General features: G+C 73.4%; 16 protein-coding genes and 2 pseudogenes. 9 read left to right on the forward strand and 9 right to left on the reverse strand.

The window, feature by feature from the left end; translation table 11 throughout:
* Window positions 1–24: 24 nt before the first annotated feature.
* From IO39_RS33715 to IO39_RS33725, 3 genes are all read right to left on the reverse strand, one after another.
* Window positions 25–852 (reverse strand): TIGR03619 family F420-dependent LLM class oxidoreductase, encoded by an 828-nt coding sequence (locus IO39_RS33715; RefSeq protein WP_043631949.1) that lies wholly within the window; start codon window positions 850–852, stop codon window positions 25–27.
* Window positions 852–1,949, reverse strand: coding sequence for an acyl-CoA dehydrogenase family protein (locus IO39_RS33720; protein WP_043631794.1), 1,098 nt, complete (start codon window positions 1,947–1,949; stop codon window positions 852–854). The genes IO39_RS33715 and IO39_RS33720 overlap by 1 nt, the downstream gene beginning before the upstream one ends.
* Before the next feature lie 85 nt (window positions 1,950–2,034).
* A complete protein-coding gene (locus IO39_RS33725) occupies window positions 2,035–3,138 on the reverse strand; it encodes an acyl-CoA dehydrogenase family protein (protein ID WP_043631952.1) in 1,104 nt (367 codons plus the stop codon).
* Between the two features lie 51 nt (window positions 3,139–3,189).
* Between IO39_RS33725 and IO39_RS33730 the strand changes: the two genes are divergently transcribed.
* Window positions 3,190–4,239: a helix-turn-helix domain-containing protein gene (locus tag IO39_RS33730; protein ID WP_043631796.1), complete on the forward strand. Its 1,050-nt coding sequence runs from the start codon at window positions 3,190–3,192 to the stop codon at window positions 4,237–4,239.
* 54 nt (window positions 4,240–4,293) lie between these two features.
* On the opposite strand, the gene IO39_RS33735 is transcribed toward IO39_RS33730, so the two are convergent.
* Window positions 4,294–5,259 (reverse strand): alpha/beta hydrolase, encoded by a 966-nt coding sequence (locus IO39_RS33735; RefSeq protein ID WP_043631799.1) that lies wholly within the window; start codon window positions 5,257–5,259, stop codon window positions 4,294–4,296.
* 206 nt (window positions 5,260–5,465) lie between these two features.
* The gene (locus tag IO39_RS33740) at window positions 5,466–6,134 is read right to left on the reverse strand and encodes a type 1 glutamine amidotransferase domain-containing protein (RefSeq protein WP_043631802.1); all 669 of its coding nucleotides are present in this window, start codon (window positions 6,132–6,134) and stop codon (window positions 5,466–5,468) included.
* Between the two features lie 72 nt (window positions 6,135–6,206).
* On the opposite strand from IO39_RS33740, the gene IO39_RS33745 reads away from it, so the two are divergent.
* Window positions 6,207–7,088 (forward strand): LysR family transcriptional regulator, encoded by an 882-nt coding sequence (locus tag IO39_RS33745; RefSeq protein WP_043631805.1) that lies wholly within the window; start codon window positions 6,207–6,209, stop codon window positions 7,086–7,088.
* Between the two features lie 69 nt (window positions 7,089–7,157).
* On the opposite strand, the gene IO39_RS33750 is transcribed toward IO39_RS33745, so the two are convergent.
* Window positions 7,158–8,072, reverse strand: a complete 915-nt coding sequence (locus IO39_RS33750) for a helix-turn-helix transcriptional regulator (protein WP_169789170.1) — start codon at window positions 8,070–8,072, stop codon at window positions 7,158–7,160.
* 202 nt (window positions 8,073–8,274) lie between these two features.
* Here IO39_RS33750 and IO39_RS33755 point away from each other — a divergent pair, with 202 nt between their 5' ends.
* From IO39_RS33755 to IO39_RS33775, 7 genes and pseudogenes are all read left to right on the forward strand, one after another.
* A complete protein-coding gene (locus IO39_RS33755; protein ID WP_169789171.1) occupies window positions 8,275–8,775 on the forward strand; it encodes a pyrroline-5-carboxylate reductase family protein in 501 nt (166 codons plus the stop codon).
* Complete coding sequence (locus IO39_RS59730) at window positions 8,772–8,900, forward strand: pyrroline-5-carboxylate reductase dimerization domain-containing protein (protein WP_369332897.1); 129 nt, start codon at window positions 8,772–8,774, stop codon at window positions 8,898–8,900. Before IO39_RS33755 ends, IO39_RS59730 begins: the two co-directional genes overlap by 4 nt.
* A 62-nt stretch (window positions 8,901–8,962) precedes the next feature.
* Window positions 8,963–9,241, forward strand: a complete 279-nt coding sequence (locus IO39_RS33760; RefSeq protein ID WP_043631809.1) for a hypothetical protein — start codon at window positions 8,963–8,965, stop codon at window positions 9,239–9,241.
* Complete coding sequence (gene rarD, locus IO39_RS33765) at window positions 9,238–10,185, forward strand: EamA family transporter RarD (protein ID WP_157549215.1); 948 nt, start codon at window positions 9,238–9,240, stop codon at window positions 10,183–10,185. Before IO39_RS33760 ends, rarD begins: the two co-directional genes overlap by 4 nt.
* A 53-nt stretch (window positions 10,186–10,238) precedes the next feature.
* Window positions 10,239–10,382: pseudogene (locus IO39_RS59735) on the forward strand (FAD-dependent oxidoreductase); the annotation flags it as partial.
* A gap of 55 nt (window positions 10,383–10,437) precedes the next feature.
* Window positions 10,438–10,893, forward strand: a pseudogene (locus IO39_RS33770) (FAD-dependent oxidoreductase); the annotation flags it as partial.
* 88 nt (window positions 10,894–10,981) lie between these two features.
* Window positions 10,982–11,701 carry a dienelactone hydrolase family protein gene (locus tag IO39_RS33775; RefSeq protein ID WP_043631813.1) on the forward strand — a complete coding sequence of 240 codons (720 nt, stop codon included), beginning with the start codon at window positions 10,982–10,984 and terminating at the stop codon, window positions 11,699–11,701.
* A 111-nt stretch (window positions 11,702–11,812) separates the two neighbouring features.
* Here the strand turns inward: IO39_RS33775 and IO39_RS33780 are convergent, their stop codons facing one another.
* Genes IO39_RS33780 through IO39_RS33790 form a run of 3 tightly spaced genes read right to left on the reverse strand, consistent with a single transcriptional unit; the run spans window position 11,813 to window position 16,736 of the window.
* Window positions 11,813–12,709 carry an ABC transporter ATP-binding protein gene (locus tag IO39_RS33780; protein WP_245642455.1) on the reverse strand — a complete coding sequence of 299 codons (897 nt, stop codon included), beginning with the start codon at window positions 12,707–12,709 and terminating at the stop codon, window positions 11,813–11,815.
* Window positions 12,706–15,459: an ABC transporter permease subunit gene (locus tag IO39_RS33785; protein WP_043631816.1), complete on the reverse strand. Its 2,754-nt coding sequence runs from the start codon at window positions 15,457–15,459 to the stop codon at window positions 12,706–12,708. The genes IO39_RS33780 and IO39_RS33785 overlap by 4 nt, the downstream gene beginning before the upstream one ends.
* Entirely contained in the window at window positions 15,456–16,736 is a 1,281-nt protein-coding gene (locus IO39_RS33790; RefSeq protein ID WP_043631819.1) for an ABC transporter substrate-binding protein, read from the reverse strand. Before IO39_RS33790 ends, IO39_RS33785 begins: the two co-directional genes overlap by 4 nt.
* Window positions 16,737–16,738: the final 2 nt, after the last annotated feature.

Genomic DNA, 16,738 nt, shown 5'->3' on the forward strand with positions numbered 1-16,738 from the left:
CGTGACCACCGCAGGCGGGTGGGATCACGGCTCCGGGGCGTGGCCGAGGCCGTGGTCGGCGGCGAAGGCGGCCAGGCGGGAGACGGCGTCCCGGCTGCGGGTCCAGGGGCGTACGATCAGGCGCTCCACCCCGAGCGCCGCCCAGGCGGGCACCTCGTCGGGGTCGGCCAGCGCGTACGCGTGGGCGGTCACCGGCACGCCCGTGCCGAGCCGTTCGAGCTGCGGCCGGATCGAGTCGATGGTGTGCGGCATGCTGATCCAGCCGTCGCAGAGCCGTGCCGCCCGGCGCAGGGCGGCGGGCGACTCCCCGCCCGCCAGGACGGGCAGGCGCGGTTGGACCGGCTTGGGCTCGAAGGCCACCTCCCGGAAGGAGTAGAAGCGGCCGGTGTGGGAGACCACGGGCTCGCTCCAGAGCCGCCTGACCACCTCGATCGCCTCGTCCAGCCGCGCTCCCCTGCTCTCGAAGGGCACCCCGGCCGCGTCCCACTCGCCCCGGTACCAGCCCGCGCCGACGCCGCAGATGGCCCGTCCCGACGAGACCACGTCGAGGGTGGCGAACGCGCGGGCCGACACGAACGGGTGGCGCAGGGCGAGGAGCTGCACCGCCGTGCCCAGCCGGACCCGGGAGGTGAGGGCGGCCAGCCAGCACAGGTACGCGGGCGCGTCGAACAGCGGCGTCTCCGGCCTGATCCCCGGATCGGACGCGCCCGGATAGACGGCCAGGGACAGGTCGGTGGCGAAGACGAGGTGCTCGGGCAGCCACACCGACTCGAACCCCAGCTCGTCGGCCGCCACCGCCACGTCCTTCCAGGCGTCGGGGTGCAGGAGGCCGAGGGGAACCCCGAACTTCATCATGGCCACCTGCTCGGGTGGCCGTCGACGATCGCGGTGCGCAGGCGTTCGCGGTGGGCGGCGGTGGTGCCGTACGCGGCGGCCAGCGACCAGGCGCGGGCCAGCCAGAACCGCAGGTCCAGCTCCTCGGTGTAGCCGATCGCGCCATGGATCTGCAGCGCCGCCCGCGCCGCCGCGGCGGCGGCCTCCCCCGCGGCCACCTTGGCGGCACTCGCGTCCCGCTCCGCGCCCGCGTCCCGCTCCCCACCCGCGTCCCGCTCCGCGCCCGCATCCCGCTCCCCACCCGCGTCCCGCTCCGCGCCCGCATCCCGCTCCCCACCCGCGTCCCGCTCCGCGCCCGCATCCCGCTCCGCACCGGCGTCCCGTGCCGACGCGGCATCCGAGGAGAGGGCCGCGCGGTGGACCAGGGGGGCCGCGAACTCCACCGCCACGGCCACGTCGGCGAGCTGGTGCTTGACGGCCTGGAACGAGCCGATGGGCGCGCCGAACTGGGTGCGCGCCCGCGCGTACGCGACCGTGACCGACAGCAGCTCCCTGGCGACGCCGACGAGCTGGGCGGCGGTCGCCACCGTGGCCGCCCGCACGGCGGGCCCGGCGGGCCCGGCGAGGTCCTCGGACTCGTCGAAGCCCACCTCGAACAGCGGCCGGCACGGGTCCACGCCGGGCCGGGCCGCCGCCCGCAGCGACCGGGCCGGGACCAGCCGCGCCCCGCCCTCCCGCACCACCACGAGCAGGTCGGCCAGGTCGGCGTCGGCCGCGTACGCCTGCCCGGGCGGCAGCGCCGCGACGCACACCGAGCCGGTGGCCAGCTTGGGCACCCCGGCCGGGAGGTACGGCGCCAGCACGGCCGTCTCCACGACCGGCCCCGGCAGGCACGCCCGCCCGGTCTCCTCCAGCGCCGGCAGCACGTCGGTCAGCCCGAGCCCCAGCCCGTCGGCCTCGGGCGGCAGCAGCAGCCCGAAGAACCCGAGCGCGGCCAGCTGCTCCCAGGCCGGCCGCCGCTCGGTCCGCAGCGCGGCGGGCGGGCAGTGGTCGCGCAGCACGTCCCGCACGGTCGCGCCCAGCGCGAGCTGCTCGCCGGTGAAGGCGAAGTTCATCCCGGACACCCCCGCTCCCCCGCCGAACCGGCCGCGACAGAGCCAAGACCGCCGCCCGCACCCGCGCCAGGGCAGGGAGCGGGGCTCATCGCGGCAGTCCCAGGACGCGTTCGGCGACGATGTTGCGCTGGATCTCGTTGGTGCCCGCGTAGATGGGCCCCGCCAGCGAGAACAGGAACCCGTCCAGCCATCCGGCCGTCCCCGCCCGGTCCCCCAGCAGCTCCATGGCCAGGGCGTGCATGCGCAGGTCCAGCTCCGACCAGAAGAGCTTGCCGAGGCTGGCGGCGGCGCCGATCTCCTCCCCCGCCGCGATGCGCCGCGCGACCCCGAACGTGTGCAGCCGGTACGCCTCCGCCGCCACCCAGCACCTGGCGGCCCGATCGGCCAGGGCCGGGTCGGCGGCGTCGCGGGCCAGCGCCACGAGCCGGTCGGCGGTGGCCAGGAAGCGTCCGGGGCTGCGCAGGGTCAGGCCGCGCTCGGAGGAGGTGGTGGCCATCGCGATGCGCCAGCCGTCGCCCTCCCGGCCGAGCACCATCGACTCGGGCACGTACACGCCGTCGAAGCGCAGCTCGGCGAAGCCCGGCAGCCCGTCGAGCTGCGCGATGGGCCGCACGGCGACGCCGGTCATGGGGAACATGAAGTACGTCAGCCCCTTGTGCCGGGCGCCCGAGGTGCGGAAGAGGCCGAACCCGTGGGTGGCGTACGCGGCCCGCGAGCTCCACGTCTTGTGCCCGTACAGCCGCCAGCCGCCGGGCGCGGGCTCGGCGCGGGAGGTCAGGGCGGCCAGGTCGCTGCCGGCCTCGGGCTCCGACCAGGCCTGCGCCCACACGTCCGTGCCGCCGGCCATGGCGGGCAGCAGGCGGGCGCGCTGCTCGGGGGTGCCGAACCGCAGGAGGGACGGGCCCAGCAGGAAGATCCCGTTCTGGGTGACGCGGGCGGGGCAGCCGGCGGCCCAGTACTCCTCCTCGAAGATCAGCCATTCGACGAGGGAGGCGCCGCGCCCGCCGTACTCCTCGGGCCAGGAGACGACCGACAGCCGCGCGCCGGCCAGCTCCGCCTCCCAGGCGCGGTGCGCGGCGAAGCCCTCGGGGGTGTCCATGGACGGGAGCGGCGGCGGCGCGTGGGCGCCGAGCCACTCGCGAACCTCGGCGCGGAAGTCCCGCTCGGCCGGGGAGAAGTCGAGATCCACGATCACCAACCTAGCGCACGCTTGGTGGAGGTGCCAGGCTACTCTGTCGTCATGCAGGGACTGCTGCTGCGGCTGTCCACCCTCGACGCCGACGCGGAGAGCGCGGTGCGCGTCATCGCCTACTTCGACTCGCTGGTGCGCGACCACGCCGGCGTGCCGGTGCTGCTCGCGGCCACGGCCCGGCTGACGCAGTGCCCGGCCGGGCTGCTCGACGCGGCCACCGGCCGGCGCGTGCGCGCCTCGCCCGACGGCTCGGTCGACACGCCCGCCTCCCTCCCGCGGGCGCAGGTCAGGGAGCTGGGCTCGGGGCTCGGGGCGGTGTGGATCGAGCGCCAGGGGGCCGCGCACGGCCTCGACGAGATCGTGCTCGAACGGTACGCCGCCGCGGCCGAGGTCATCCTCGAACGCGCCGCCGGCCTCATGCGCACGGGCCAGGACCCGGCCCTGGTCGAGCTGGCCCTGTCGGCAGAGACCGGGGAGGCCGAGCGGTCCCGCGCGCTGCGCCTGCTCGGCTTCGACCCGGCCGCGCCGCTGCGGGTCCTGGCCGTCGCGCCGCCCGGCGGGGCGCTGGCCGCCGGCCTGCGCGCCATGGGCCACCACGTGCGCGCCGCCAGAGTCGGCGACACGGAGGCCGTCCTGGTCGCCACCGCCTCCCCGCACGCCGACGCCGGGATCGGCCCCGACCTGCCCGAAGGCACCCGGGCCGGGATCGGGCCCGAGCTGCCCGGGGCGCGGGCGGCCGAGTCGTGGGCCGGCGCGCGTACGGCGCTGCGCTTCACCGGCCCCCACGACCGGGTGACGCGCTGGTCGGAGCTGGGCGCGCTGGCCCTGTTCGCCGGCCTGCCGGAGCAGGCGATCGCGGCGCTGCCCGACGTCCAGGCGATGGGCCGGCTCGGCGAGGAGTCCCGGCTCGCGGTGCGCGCGCTGTGCCTGGCCGGTTCGGTACGCGGCGCGGCCACCGCCCTGCACCTGCACCACAGCTCCCTGGCCGGCCGCATCACCCGCGCCGAGTCCGTGCTGGGCTTCTCCCTGGCCGACCAGCCCGGCAGGCTCCGCGCCCACCTGGCCCTGGCCCTGCACCGCCTGCTCGCCAACACCTGAAGCCTCCGGCCCCGGCCGATCGGGACCGGTCGCCGGTCAGAGACCGGTCATCGGTCAGAGGCCCCAGGCGCGCCTCAGCGCCGCCTCCCTGGCCTGCCTGGCCCGCCGGCTCAGCCCGGCGTCGGGCACCATCATGTCGAACCCGTGGAACGCCCCCGGATACAGGTGGAACTCGGTCGACACCCCGGCCCGCGCCAGCCGCAGCGCGTAGTCGGCGCACTCGTCCCTGAAGACCTCCAGCTCCCCCACGTCCACGAACGCCGGCGGCAGCCCCGACAGGTCCGTGGCCCGGGCCGGGGCGGCGTACGGCGGGACGTCGTCGGTGCCGATCCGGTCGCCGAGCAGCGCCGTCCAGCCGAAGAGGTTGGCCGTCCTGTCCCAGACCACGGCCTCGGTGAACTCGTGGCTGGACGGCGTGATGTTGCGGTCGTCGAGCATCGGGCAGACCAGCAGCTGGAAGACGATCTCCGGCCCGCCCCGGTCCCTGGCCAGCAGCACGGTCGCCGCCGCCAGCCCGCCGCCCGCGCTGGCCCCGCCCACCGCCAGCCGGCCGGGGTCCACGCCCAGCTCGGCGGCGTTCTTGGCGGTCCAGACGAGCCCGGCGTAGCAGTCTTCGACCGGTGCGGGATGCGGGTGCTCGGGCGCGAGCCGGTAGTCGACGGAGACGACGACCACGCCGAGGCGCTCGACGTAGTCGACCATCGTGGCGTCGTCGATCTCCGGCGTGCCGATCACCATGCCGCCGCCGTGGATCCAGTACAGCGCCGCCCTGCCCTCACCCGGCTCCTCGGGCCGGTAGACGCGCAGCCGCACGTCGGGCGCGCCCTCCGGCCCCGGCACCATGCGGTTCTCGATCGACACCCGCGTCTCGGGCGTGGGCATCGCGGCCAGCACGGCGTTCATCTGTGTCCGGTTGGCGACGAGGTCCTCGACGGACACGGCGGAGAAGTCGGTGGACGCGAGCGGAAACTGCTCGATCCCGGCGCGCAGCTCGGGGTCGAGATTGGGGTGCAGTGCCATGGGGTTTCCCTTCCACGGGGGACGGCGGGCTACTCTTCGATGGTCGAAGCCTCGCACCCCGGCGGACAACCGCCATCCGGCGGCGATCATCCGCCCCGCGCCCGCCGTTCGTCGAAAGCCCCCGATTCGGCGAAAACCCCAAGCCCCTCGCCGCAGACCCGGCGACCGCCGCAGACCCGGCGACCGCCGCAGGCCCGGCGACCGCCTCAGGCCGCCGGGCCGTCGAGGAGGTCGACGATCCGCTCGGCCAGGGGGCCGGCGCTGGCCGGGTTCTGGCCGGTGGCCAGGCGGCCGTCCACCACGACCTGGGCCTGCCAGGTCTCGCCCGGCACGTGCTCGGCGCCCCGCGCCACCAGGGCGTCCGCCAGCAGGAACGGCACCACGTGCGTCACCCCGCGCAGCTCCTCCTCGGTGTTGGTGAAGGCCGCCACCCGCCTGCCCGCCACCAGGTGCGTCCCGTCGGACAGCGTGAGGTTCACCAGCGCGGAGGGCCCGTGGCAGACGGCCGCGACGACGCCGCCCCGCTCGTACACCTCGCGCCCGATCCTGATCACGTCGGGGTCGTCGGGGAAGTCCCACATGGTGCCGTGGCCGCCCGCGTAGAGCACGGCGTCGTAGCGGGAGGCGTCCACGTCGGCCAGGCGGGCGGTGTCGTGGGGCTCGGGCGCGGCGAGGAAGGCGGCCTGGACGGGGTCGGCGGGGTCGTAGCCGTCCTGGGGCGGCTCGCCGCCGCGCACGCTGGCGAGGTCCACCTCGAAGCCGGCCTTGCGGAAGATCTCCCACGGGTGGGCGGCCTCGGGCACGTAGTATCCGGTCTTTTCCACGCCGCCGAGGTCGTCGTGGCTGGTCAGAGCGATGAGGATGCGCTTGGTCATGACCTCAGCATGGCTCCGTCCCGCCATCAGCGACAAATCACGAAACCCCGGCCGAGGCATCAGAATGGTGATATGCCGCCGCTCTCGCTCGACCTGCTCCGCACGTTCCTCGCCGTGCACAGGACCGGCTCCATCACCGCCGCCGCCCAGACGCTCGGCCTGTCGCAGCCGGCGGTGACCGCGCAGGTCAAGGCGCTGGAGTCGACGCTCGACCGGCCGCTGTTCGACCGGCTGCCGCGCGGCGTCGCGCCCACGCCCGCCGCCGACGAGCTGGCCCGCCGGGTCGCGCCGGGGCTCGACGCGCTGGACGAGGTGGTGGCCTCGGAGCTGCCCTCCGGCGAGGCCGTGCACCTGGGCGGGCCGGCCGAGTTCCTGTGCGAGGTGGTGATGCCGATGCTGGCCCCGCTCGTACGCGACGGGCTGCGGCTGCGCTTCACCCTGGGCCTGTCCGACGACCTGCTGGCGAGCCTGGCGGCCGGCCGGCTGGACCTGGTGCTGTCCACGATCAGGCCCCGGCTGCGCGGGGTGCGCGCGGACCCGGTGTACGACGAGGAGTTCCTGCTGGTCGCCTCCCCCGAGGTGGCGGCGCGGGCGTCCGGGGTGCGGGAGCTGGCCCGGGTGCCCCTGGTCGCCTACGCCGAGGAACTGCCGATCGTGCGCCGCTACTGGCGCACGGTGCTGGGCCGCCGCCCGTCGATGGCGGCCCAGGTCGTCATCCCCGACCTGCGCGGCGTGCTGGGCGCGGTCCGGGCGGGGGTGGGCTTCTCGGTCCTGCCCGCCTACCTGTGCCGCGCCGACCTGGAGCGCGGCACGCTCGTGGCGCTCGACCGGCCGGCGGAGCCGCCGATCAACACCGGCTATCTCGCGGTCCGCTCGGGCGCGCGGGCCAGGCCCGCCGTGGCGATGGTGCGCGCCCATCTGATGCGCGAGCTGCGCGCCGCGCCCTCCTACTAGGGCTGTGCGTCCGGCGCCCGCCGTACTCGGGGAACAGCGGGCGTGGGGAAGCGCACGTAGGTCAGCGCATCATGCGTCCTCATCCAACACACCAGAAATCGCGATGGAGTAGCCGAGCTGGGCGCGGCTGGTGCTGCCGAGACGGGCGGAGATCCGTCTGATGTGCTCGGCCACGGTGCGGCGGCCCATGCCGAGCTCTCGGGCGATTTTGTCTTCGGTGAGACCGGCGACGAGCATGCGCATGATGGCGCGCTGCTGGTCGTCCACCACTTGTCCCTCCCGTCGCGTGGTCGTGAGTATGGGGCTGGCGCGGATCCAGGCCAGTTCGAAGATGCGGGTCAGGTAGCGGACCAGAGCCGGCTGGCAGATCTCCACCAGTTCGTGCTCATCACCGGAGGGCGCGGAGACGTAGGCGATCTCGCCGTCGAAGATGATCAGGCGGTCAAACAGTTCACTGGAGGTACGAATTTCCGCCCCCTCCCCGGCAATGCGCTCGATGTATTCGAGGGTGGGGGCATGGTAGCGCGTGGTGTGCTGGTAGATGACGCGCTTGCGCACGCCCCGCCGCAGGACCGGCAGGTCACGTTGGAGGACTTGGGCGAGGATCTCGGGCGAGCGGCCGCTGCCGGGATGAGCGGTGATGATCTCCTTGCGGGATCGGGCCAGAGCCAGCTGCAGAGTGTCCTCCACCTCCTCGGGGCCCTCGATGAGCGCGATGTCGGGCCGCCGGCCCGCCCGGCCCCGCTCGTACGCCCGCTCGACCATGTCGATCACCTGGCTCGCCCGGGCCAGTTCGGCGCGGGTGGCGGAGATGGATTGTTCCAGGGGATTGAGCAGGCGCGCGGCGACAATGCCAGGCCCCACCGGCCGCACCAGATCCGGCTCTCCCTCCACCGATGCGACCAGACCCGATCGGAGAAGACATGCAGGGGTGGCCTCTCGCGGAATGCTCCGTTCCATCACCGCTCTTTCGTAAGCGGCCATCCCGCCATCACAGACATCTGCCTCTTCGCAAGAGATCGGACACGCACGGTTCATCGACACCTACCCATCCTGCATGTTCTTGCACTGCATAATCACGCACGCCGGGAAAGGTAGTCAACTCATTAGTTGTCATGGCAAAGTTCCGTCCGGGCGGGAACGTCAGTCAGCACAAACTGCTTTCCGCGGGCACACAGGAGGAACATTGGAAGCCTTTGCCAGTCGAATCGTCGTGATCGGCGCGGGCCACATGGGGCGAGCAATTATTGCCGGCCTTCACGAAAAAGCACTGGGCATTCCCCTCGATATCGTGGAGAACTCAAACGACAGGATGCGCCTTGTAGGTGAAGAATTCGGCATTGAGCCGCGTCCGCGATACGAACCCGGGCAGGACGACGTCGTCATCCTCGCCATCCAGCCCCAGGCCTTCGCGGAGTTCAGCGCGGCACAGCCGGCCGGAGCCTTCGCGAAAAGCCTGGTCATCTCCGTCATGGCCGGCGTGAGCATCGCGACCATGGAGAACGCGCTCAACACGTCCCGCATCGTCCGCACCATTCCCAACACGCCTTCCGAGATTTCGCAGGGCATGACCGTACTGTGCCCAGGAACGGCCGTCACCGACGGCGAGATCTTCCTCGCCGAGCAGATCATGTCGGTGATCGGCAGGACCGTCACGGTCCCGAGGAGATGTGCCGCGAGGTCATGACCCCGGGCGGAACCACCGAGCAGGGAATCTTCCACTACCGCGACAACGGCCTTCACGACCTGTTGGTCGAAGGCTTGAACCGGTCCGCGAACCGCTCGCGCGAACTGGGCCGGATCGGGCGGTAATCGACTGCCGAACCCCGATGGGAACGCTCCAGGAACCACCTTCGGCGCAAGGGAGAATCAGCGTGCTCGGCATCAGTCAGCGTGACCGCATCGGCATGGTCAGGGAGCTCGACGGCGTCGGCGACGCGCTGGAGTTCAAGCTGATCGAACGGCATACCTTCCCGTTGTTCTTCTACTCGGGCGGCTGGCGGGAATCACGCGACATCCTGCTGACCGAGTTCCACCGCTGGCGTGACCGCCATGGAATCGCCTTCAGCGTGAGCGACGACGGGACCATTCACTGGTCGTACGAGATCATCGAGTGCCGTCTCGCCTCCGGATTCCGGAAGGTCATCACGTGAGTCCGGTCCGCCCCAGGGCGGCCATGGCAGGCGTCGCCGCGATGGCACTCGCCAACGTGATTCTCGGTGCCTCCTCCCTCTACTGGCGGGCGCTTTCCCACGTGTCCCCGACGACACTGCTCGGCTACCGCATCCTGGTCTCGCTGATCACCCTGGGCATCGTACTGGCGTTGTTGAAGCGCATGAGGCCGGTCGTCGACGCGGCGTCCGACAGTCGTTTGCTGCTTCTGCACCTGATGGCCGCGATACTGGTTTGCGCCAACTGGCTCACCTTCATCTGGGGCTCGGTGCACGGCCACGTCCTGGAGACGGGCCTCGGCTATCTCATCGCTCCGGCGGTGACGATTGTTCTGGGAGCCGGGGTCATGCGGGAAAGGCTCGACTCCGTACGGGTCGTCGCCTTGGTTCTTTGCCTGTCGGGGATCATCCTGCTGATCGCCCGCAGCCACGAACTCGAATCGTGGGTCTACCTCACCATCGGTACGACCTGGGGAATCTACAGCTTCCTGAAGAAGCTCACCACGGCGGACCCTTTCACCGGGCTCACCCTGGAGACGGCCATACTCGCGGTTGGCGTCGGAGTGACCGTCCTGGCCTCCACCTACTCGCTCGCTCCTGGCCCGGACGCCGACACCTCCGACTTCGTCCTGCTCGCCCTGTGCGGCGTCGTGTCGGTCACCCCGCTGTGGCTGATCTCATTCGGAGCGAAGAAGATCACGCTGTCGACGGCTGGTTTTCTCCAATACGTGCTTCCCACGACCCAGCTCGTCGTCGCATTGGTCTTCTACGGCCAACAGCCGTCCGGCAACACATTGGTGTCGTACGCCATGGTCTGGCTTTCGTTGATTCTCATTCTCGTGTACCCGGTGTTGCGCGCACGCCGGCCGGGAAGCGCCCCCACCGAGCCGCCCGCCCTGGCGGAGGACAGGAGATCCGGCCTGTGACCGCGAACGCGACAACGTCATATCCCGCCAACGCGAACGTGACGACGTGCGACGTGGCCGTCGTCGGGCTCGGAATCTTCGGCTCCGCGACCGCGCATGCGCTGACCCGGCACGGCGCCAGGGTCATCGCCATCGAGGCTCACGGTCCCACCCACCGGTTCGGCTCCTCCTACGGGGAAAGCCGCATCTTTCGCCGGGCTTACTTGGTTCCGTACCTCCCGTTCCCTCGGCGCGGAGCGATTCCCGTCCTTCCTCTACGAGACCGCAGCCGGCGAGGTGATCTACGGCGTCACCGAGGGCGGACCGGATCGCGATCTTGTCAAGATCGGGTATCACAACCGGCAGCAGCGGCCCTGGGATCCGCAGGACCGGTCGGAAACCGAGGTGCCGCGAGCGTACCTGGACGAGATCCGCGAGATGGTCTCGCGGATCTTCAGGGGGGTCGAGCCCGAACCGGTGCGTGGACGTTACTGCTCCTACACGCTCACACCCGACTCCAGCTTCATCATCGACCGCTCACCCGCCCACACCGGCATCGTGCAGGTCTCCGCCTGCTCCGGTCACGGATTCAAGTTCGCCCCGGCGGTCGGGGAGTGCGCGGCCGAAATGGTCCTCGGCTTGCCGGGCCGGATCGACCCTGCCCCGTTCAGAGCCAGCCGCTTCGCGCCCGGAGCCATCCCCACGCCCAACTACAGCTCGATCGAGTAACCACGCGACAAACTGCCCGGCCCCCCGGCGGTCACCGGCACCGGCCCCGGCCTGGGTAGGGACGCGGGGGCCCGGGCATGCTGGTCCCATGTGTCATTCCACCGACAGCAGGCCGCCTGCTCCGCCCGTGCGGGGTGAGGTGGCCTCTCACCAGCAGATCGAGCTGACCGCCGCCGACGGCAACCGCTTCCTGGCCTACCGGGCCGAGCCCGCCGGGCCGAACGGGCGCTCCGTGGTGATCCTGCCGGACGTACGCGGCCTGCACCCCTTCTACCGGGACCTGGCCGTGCGCTTCGCCGAGGCCGGGTTCCGCACGATCGCGATCGACTACTTCGGCCGCACGGCGGGGCGGGGCGACCGGGGCGACGACTTCGACTTCATGACGCACGTCGGCCAGCTCACCCCCGAGGGCACCCGGGCCGACGCGCGGGCGGCCACCGAGGCGCTCGACGGCCCGGTGTTCACGGTGGGCTTCTGCATGGGCGGCGCGCTGTCGTGGCGGCAGGCCGCCGAGGGCAACGGGCTGGCGGGCGGCATCGGCTTCTACGGCGCCCTGCGCTTCATCGACGAGCCGGAGTCGGGGCCGGGCGCGCCGCTGCTGCTGCTCAGGGGCGGGGCCGACACGGTGTCCACGCCGGAGGAGTTCGCCGCGTACGAGGCCGCGCTCGACCGGGTCGGCACCGAGCACGAGACGCACGTCTACGAGGGCGCGCCGCACTCGTTCTTCGACCGCTCCTACGGCGAGTGGGCCGAGGCGTGCCAGGACGCCTGGCGCCGCATCCTCTCCTTCACCGAACGCCACTCCTGACCGCACCCGCCGGCGGAAAGGCACCTCGCCGGCCGGGACGCACCGTGCCGGCCGGGGCGCAGCGCGCCGGCGGACGCCGCGGCACACCGCCGCCGGAGCCGCGGGAGGCGGTCAGCCGAGGTAGGCGGCCCGGACGACCGGGTCCTGCCTGATCCCGGCCGGCGGGCCGGTGGCGATCACCTTGCCGAGGTCCAGCACGACGATCCGGTCGCAGGTGTCCATCACGAAGCCCATGTCGTGCTCGACCAGCAGCACGGTCGTGTCCAGGCCCCTGACGACCTCGCCCAGGCGTTCGGCCTGCCCGGCGTCCAGCCCGGAGGTGGGCTCGTCGAGCAGCAGCAGGCGGGGCCGGTCGGCCAGCGCCCTGGCCAGCTCGACGAGCCGGCGCCGGCCGACGGGGAGCGCTGCGGCGTACGCGTCGCGCTGGGAGGTGAGCCCGCACAGCTCCAGCACCTCGTCCACGCGCTCGCGCCGCTCCCGCTCCAGCCGCCGCCTGGCGGGCAGGCCGACCAGGTCGGCGGCGAGCCCGCCACCGCCGCCGTGCCAGTCGAGCGCGGCCAGCACGTTGCCGGCCACGGTGAGCCGGCCGAAGACCTGGGTGCGCTGGAACGTCCGGCGCAGCCCCGCCCTGGCCCGCTTGACCGCCGGCATCGCCGTCACGTCCCGGCCGGCGAGGAGCACGCGCCCTTCGGCGGGCCTGCGCAGCCCGGACACCACGTCGAAGAGCGTGGTCTTGCCCGCCCCGTTCGGCCCGATCACCCCGCACACGACGCCCGCGCCCACCTCGAACGAGACCCCGTCGAGCGCCCTGACCCCGCCGAAGGCCACGGACACGCCCTCCACCGCCAGCACCGTCCCCGCCCCGCTCTCCCCGGCCCGCCCGGCCACCGGCCGGTTCTCCCCGTCCGGCCCGGCCACCGACCCGTACTCCCCGTCCGGCCCGGACATCGACCCGTACTCCCCGTCCGGCCCCGACATCGGCCCGTTCTCCCTCTCCGGCCCGGTCATCGCACCCCCAGGTAGGCCGCGGTGAGCCGGTCGCCGTCCACCTCGGCGCGCGGCCCGGCCCAGGTGACGCGGCCGAGCCGCATGAAGGCGACCCGGTCGGCGATCGCCAGCGCCTCGGTGGCCTTCTCCTCGACCAGCAGCAGCGCGACCCCGCGCTCGCGCAGCTCGGCGAAGACCTCGAACACCTGCCGCACCACCATCGGGGCCAGCCCGAGCGACGGCTCGTCGGCGATCAGCACGCGCGGCGGCCGCACGAGCGCGGGCGCGAGCGTGAGAAGCTGCTGCTCGCCGCCGGACAGCGCGCCGGCCGGCACGGTACGGCGCCCGGCCAGGAGGGGCAGCCGCTCGTAGACGGGGGCGGGGTCGGCCAGCCAGGTGCGCAGGTTCTCCTCGACGGTCAGGCCGGGGAAGACGCCCCGGCCCTCGGGGGCGAGCAGGATGCCGGCGCGGGCCCTGCGGTGGGCGGGCCAGGCGGTGACGTCCTGGCCGTCGAGCAGGATCCGGCCGCCGCTCACGGGCAGGTCGCCCGCGGCGGCCGCGCAGGTGGTGGACTTGCCGGCGCCGTTCGCGCCGAGCAGGGCGACCACCTCGCCGGGCCGCACGGCCAGGTCGACGCCGCGCAGCACGACGGTGCCGGCGTACCCGGCGACGACGCCCTCCATCGTGAACAGCGCGGGCCCGCCCGGCGGCGCTGACGGCAGCGCTGACGGCAGCGCGGACGGGAGCGCTGACGGCGGCGCGGGCGGGAGCGCGGGCGGCGGCGCGGGCGGCAGCGCGGGCGGCGGCGCGGGCGGCAGCGCGGGCGGCGGCGCGGACGGCGGCGCGGACGGCAGCGCGGGCGGCGGCGCGGACGGCTGGGGCGCGGCGGGGGCCGGCCTCCGGCGGCGGTGGCGCAGCTCGGCGAGCTGGGTGAGCACCCCGTCGGGATGCTTGGCCAGGATCATGCCGCCGGCGCCGAAGAGGATGGAGCCGACGTGCGCGGAGACGTCCCAGGCGGACAGCAGCTCGGGCACGGCGACGGCGACGAGCCCGCCCAGCACGGCCCCGCCGATGCGCCGCACGCCCTGCAGCACCACCACGGCCAGCCAGACGAACCCGGCGAAGGCCGGCAGGTCGGTCGCGGTGATCGAGCCCTTGGAGATGGCGAACAGCACCCCGCCGAGCCCGGCGACGGCCGACGCCAGCACGAACAGCGTGATCTTCGTACGCGGCGCCGACAACCCCGACGTGACCGCGGCGGCCGGGGCCGAGCGCACGGCCAGGATCGCCCGCCCCGAGGCGGACCGCTCCAGGTTGCGCACCAGCAGCGCCACGGCCCCGATCAGCACGAGCAGCACGACCACCCGCACGCGCGGGTCGGAGGTGTCGGCGAAGCCGAACCCGAGCGCGGGCAGCGACCAGCCGATCGTGCCGTTGCTGAAGGCGTCCACCTGGAACAGCACCTGGTCGGCCAGCAGCGCCAGGGCGAGGGTGGCCAGCGTCAGCACCCGCCCGCCCAGCCGCAGCGCGGGCAGCGCCACCAGCATGCCCACGGCCGCCGCGGCGAGCACGCCCAGCACGATCGCGACGGCGAACGGCAGCCCGGAGGCGAACGCCCACCCGCAGGTCAGCGCCGCCATGGCGGCGAAGGCGGCCTGGGCCAGGTTCACCATGCCGCCGATCCCGGTCACGATCACGAACGAGCAGAAGATCAGCGCCAGCACGAGGCCGTGCGCGGCCACGCCCACGTAGTACTCCGGCCCCGCGAACGTGAACGCCACCAGCACGGCCATGCCCGCCGCCCACGGCAGGCGGCGCCGCCACGGCGGCAGCCCGGCCAGGTGGTCCGGCGGCGGCACGTCCTCGGCGGCGCTGCCCGCCACCCGCTCGCGCGACCTGTTGAGCAGCACGAGGCCGGCGAACAGCAGGATCACCGGCACGGCGGTGCGCAGCCCGGTCACCTCTTCGAGGAAGTCGGTGTAGCCGGCGACCAGGTTCTGCACCACGCCGAGCGCGAGCCCGGCGGCGAACGTCCAGGGGATCGAGCGCAGCCGCCCGAACACCGCCGCCGTGGCCGAGGCGAACAGCAGCACCGTGTACGCGGTCGCGTCCAGCCCCAGCACCGACACCGCCAGCACCCCGGCCAGGCCGGCCAGCCCGGAGCCGAGCATCCAGGCCAGCGCCGAGGTGGCGTCCGCGTCGATGCCCCGCAGGGTGGCCAGCCGGCGGCGGTCCACGCAGGCGCGCATGCGCAGCCCGTACGGGGTGTGCCGCATGAACGCCCACAGCCCGGCCGCCGCCACCGCCGACAGGCAGAACGTGATCACCTGGTCGCTGTCCAGCCGCACGCCGAGCACGTCGAAGGCGAGCGCCGGATGCGGGCCGGCGCCGCGCGGCAGCGCGGTCGCGTCGGCGGGCGGCAGCCCGGCCAGGTCCACGACGAGCAGGCCGAGCGCGGGCAGCGCGATCGTCAGCCCGATGGTGGCCACGATCTGCGCGGTCTCCCCCGCCTGGGCGAGCCCGCGGAACATGGCCTTGTGCAGGCCGAGGCCGAGCGCGGGCGCGAAGAGCGTCACCGACAGCAGGGCCGCGAGCCAGGCGGGCAGCCCGGCCTGGGTGAGCTGGTAGAACAGCAGGGCGGTCAGGAAGCCGACGGCGCCGTGGGCGAAGTTGAACACGCCCGTGGCCGCGTACGAGAGCGTCAGGCCCGAGCCCATGATCGCGAAGACGGCCCCGGTGACCAGGCCGCTCAGCACGTAGTCCAGGATCATTTCAGCGGCACGTTGTCGAAGCACTTCATGTTCTTGGCCACCTGGAAGGCGCCTTTCTCCAGCTTGACCAGCGCGCCGCAGCCGTTCGGCTCGTTGTGGTCCCGGGGATACCGGATGCGGCCGAAGCCGGGGTTCTCGTAGGTGTAGGAGCCGTTGGCCGTGGCCAGGAACCTCTCCCTGGTCAGGTCCTTGCCGGTCTTGTCCAGCAGGTCGAGGAAGATGTCGGCGGCCCAGTAGCCGATGGCCAGGTGCTGGGTGAGCTGCTGTCCGGGGGCCGCCTTCTCGACGTCCTGCTTGAGCAGGGCGATCTCGGGGGCGGTGGACTCGAACGGCTCGAACATGGGCGCCGCGATCACGCCCTCCAGGGCCCGGGCGCTGGCCGGGTCCTTGAGGATGGCGGCGTCGTAGCTGGTCGCGTCCGTGAGCACGCCCTGGTAGCCGGCCCGCTTGAGCGCCGCGTACAGGCCGACGTTGAACTTGGTGCCGGCGATCACCGAGACCACCACGTCGGGCGGGCCGCCGTCGTCGGAGGTCATGATCTTGTTGACGTACGGGAGCCAGTCGGGCGGCGGGGCGGCGCCGGGCAGCCCCGAGTTCACCCCGGCCAGCTCGAACCCGGCCGCGGTGAAGGACTGGGAGATGGTCGTGCCGCCGTACTTGCTGCCGCTGGAGTCGGAGGTCTGGACGTAGACGCTCTTGCCCTCGGCCCCGCCGAGCAGCTCGGCCATCTGCCTGCCCCACCACGTCTGCGAGCCCGCGCCCCGCTTGGGGGCCAGGCAGCCGTTGTAGCCGAAGCCGGTCTTCGTGCCGCACCACTGCGGGCCCGTCGCCCAGCCGAACCAGGGCACGCCCTGCTGCTCCAGGAAGGCCGCGCCGCCGAAGTTGGGGGCGTGCACGGGGACGAGCGCGAACACCCGGTCCTTCTGCACGAGCTTCTTGGCCGCGGCGTCGCCCTTGGCGGCGTCCTGCCCGTCGTCCTCGGCCCCGAGGAACTCGATCTTCCGGCCGTGCACGCCGCCCTCGGCGTTGGCCCGCTCGAACCTGGCCTTCGCGCCGATCTCGGCGTCCTTGGTGGAGTAGCCGCTGGCGCTGGTCTTGGTGAGCACGCCGCCGACCCTGATCGTCGTGCCGGTCACGCCGGCCGCGCTCCCGCCGCCCCCACCGGCCCCGCCGCCCGTGCCCCCGCCGGCGGCGCCCTGCTGCGGGGCCGCGCACCCCGCGGCGAGCACCGGGGCCAGCGCCGCGACCACGAACGCCGCCGTTCTCCTGCGCACCATGA

The sequence above is a fragment of the Nonomuraea candida genome (assembly GCF_000725485.1).
Taxonomy (GTDB): Bacteria; Actinomycetota; Actinomycetes; order Streptosporangiales; family Streptosporangiaceae; genus Nonomuraea; species Nonomuraea candida.

Excerpts from the sequence above, each read along its gene's own strand:
- IO39_RS33785 (WP_043631816.1), bottom strand. The coding sequence starts at position 15,459 with ATGATCCTGGACTACGTGCTGAGCGGCCTGGTCACCGGGGCCGTCTTC.
- IO39_RS59730 (WP_369332897.1), top strand. The coding sequence starts at position 8,772 with ATGACCCCGGGCGGAACCACCGAGCAGGGAATCTTCCACTACCGCGAC.
- IO39_RS33745 (WP_043631805.1), top strand. The coding sequence starts at position 6,207 with ATGCCGCCGCTCTCGCTCGACCTGCTCCGCACGTTCCTCGCCGTGCAC.
- IO39_RS33740 (WP_043631802.1), bottom strand. The coding sequence starts at position 6,134 with ATGACCAAGCGCATCCTCATCGCTCTGACCAGCCACGACGACCTCGGC.
- IO39_RS33720 (WP_043631794.1), bottom strand. The coding sequence starts at position 1,949 with ATGAACTTCGCCTTCACCGGCGAGCAGCTCGCGCTGGGCGCGACCGTG.
- IO39_RS33750 (WP_169789170.1), bottom strand. The coding sequence starts at position 8,072 with ATGGCCGCTTACGAAAGAGCGGTGATGGAACGGAGCATTCCGCGAGAG.
- IO39_RS33775 (WP_043631813.1), top strand. The coding sequence starts at position 10,982 with ATGTGTCATTCCACCGACAGCAGGCCGCCTGCTCCGCCCGTGCGGGGT.
- IO39_RS33730 (WP_043631796.1), top strand. The coding sequence starts at position 3,190 with ATGCAGGGACTGCTGCTGCGGCTGTCCACCCTCGACGCCGACGCGGAG.
- IO39_RS33780 (WP_245642455.1), bottom strand. The coding sequence starts at position 12,709 with ATGACCGGGCCGGAGAGGGAGAACGGGCCGATGTCGGGGCCGGACGGG.
- IO39_RS33715 (WP_043631949.1), bottom strand. The coding sequence starts at position 852 with ATGAAGTTCGGGGTTCCCCTCGGCCTCCTGCACCCCGACGCCTGGAAG.
- IO39_RS33790 (WP_043631819.1), bottom strand. The coding sequence starts at position 16,736 with ATGGTGCGCAGGAGAACGGCGGCGTTCGTGGTCGCGGCGCTGGCCCCG.
- IO39_RS33735 (WP_043631799.1), bottom strand. The coding sequence starts at position 5,259 with ATGGCACTGCACCCCAATCTCGACCCCGAGCTGCGCGCCGGGATCGAG.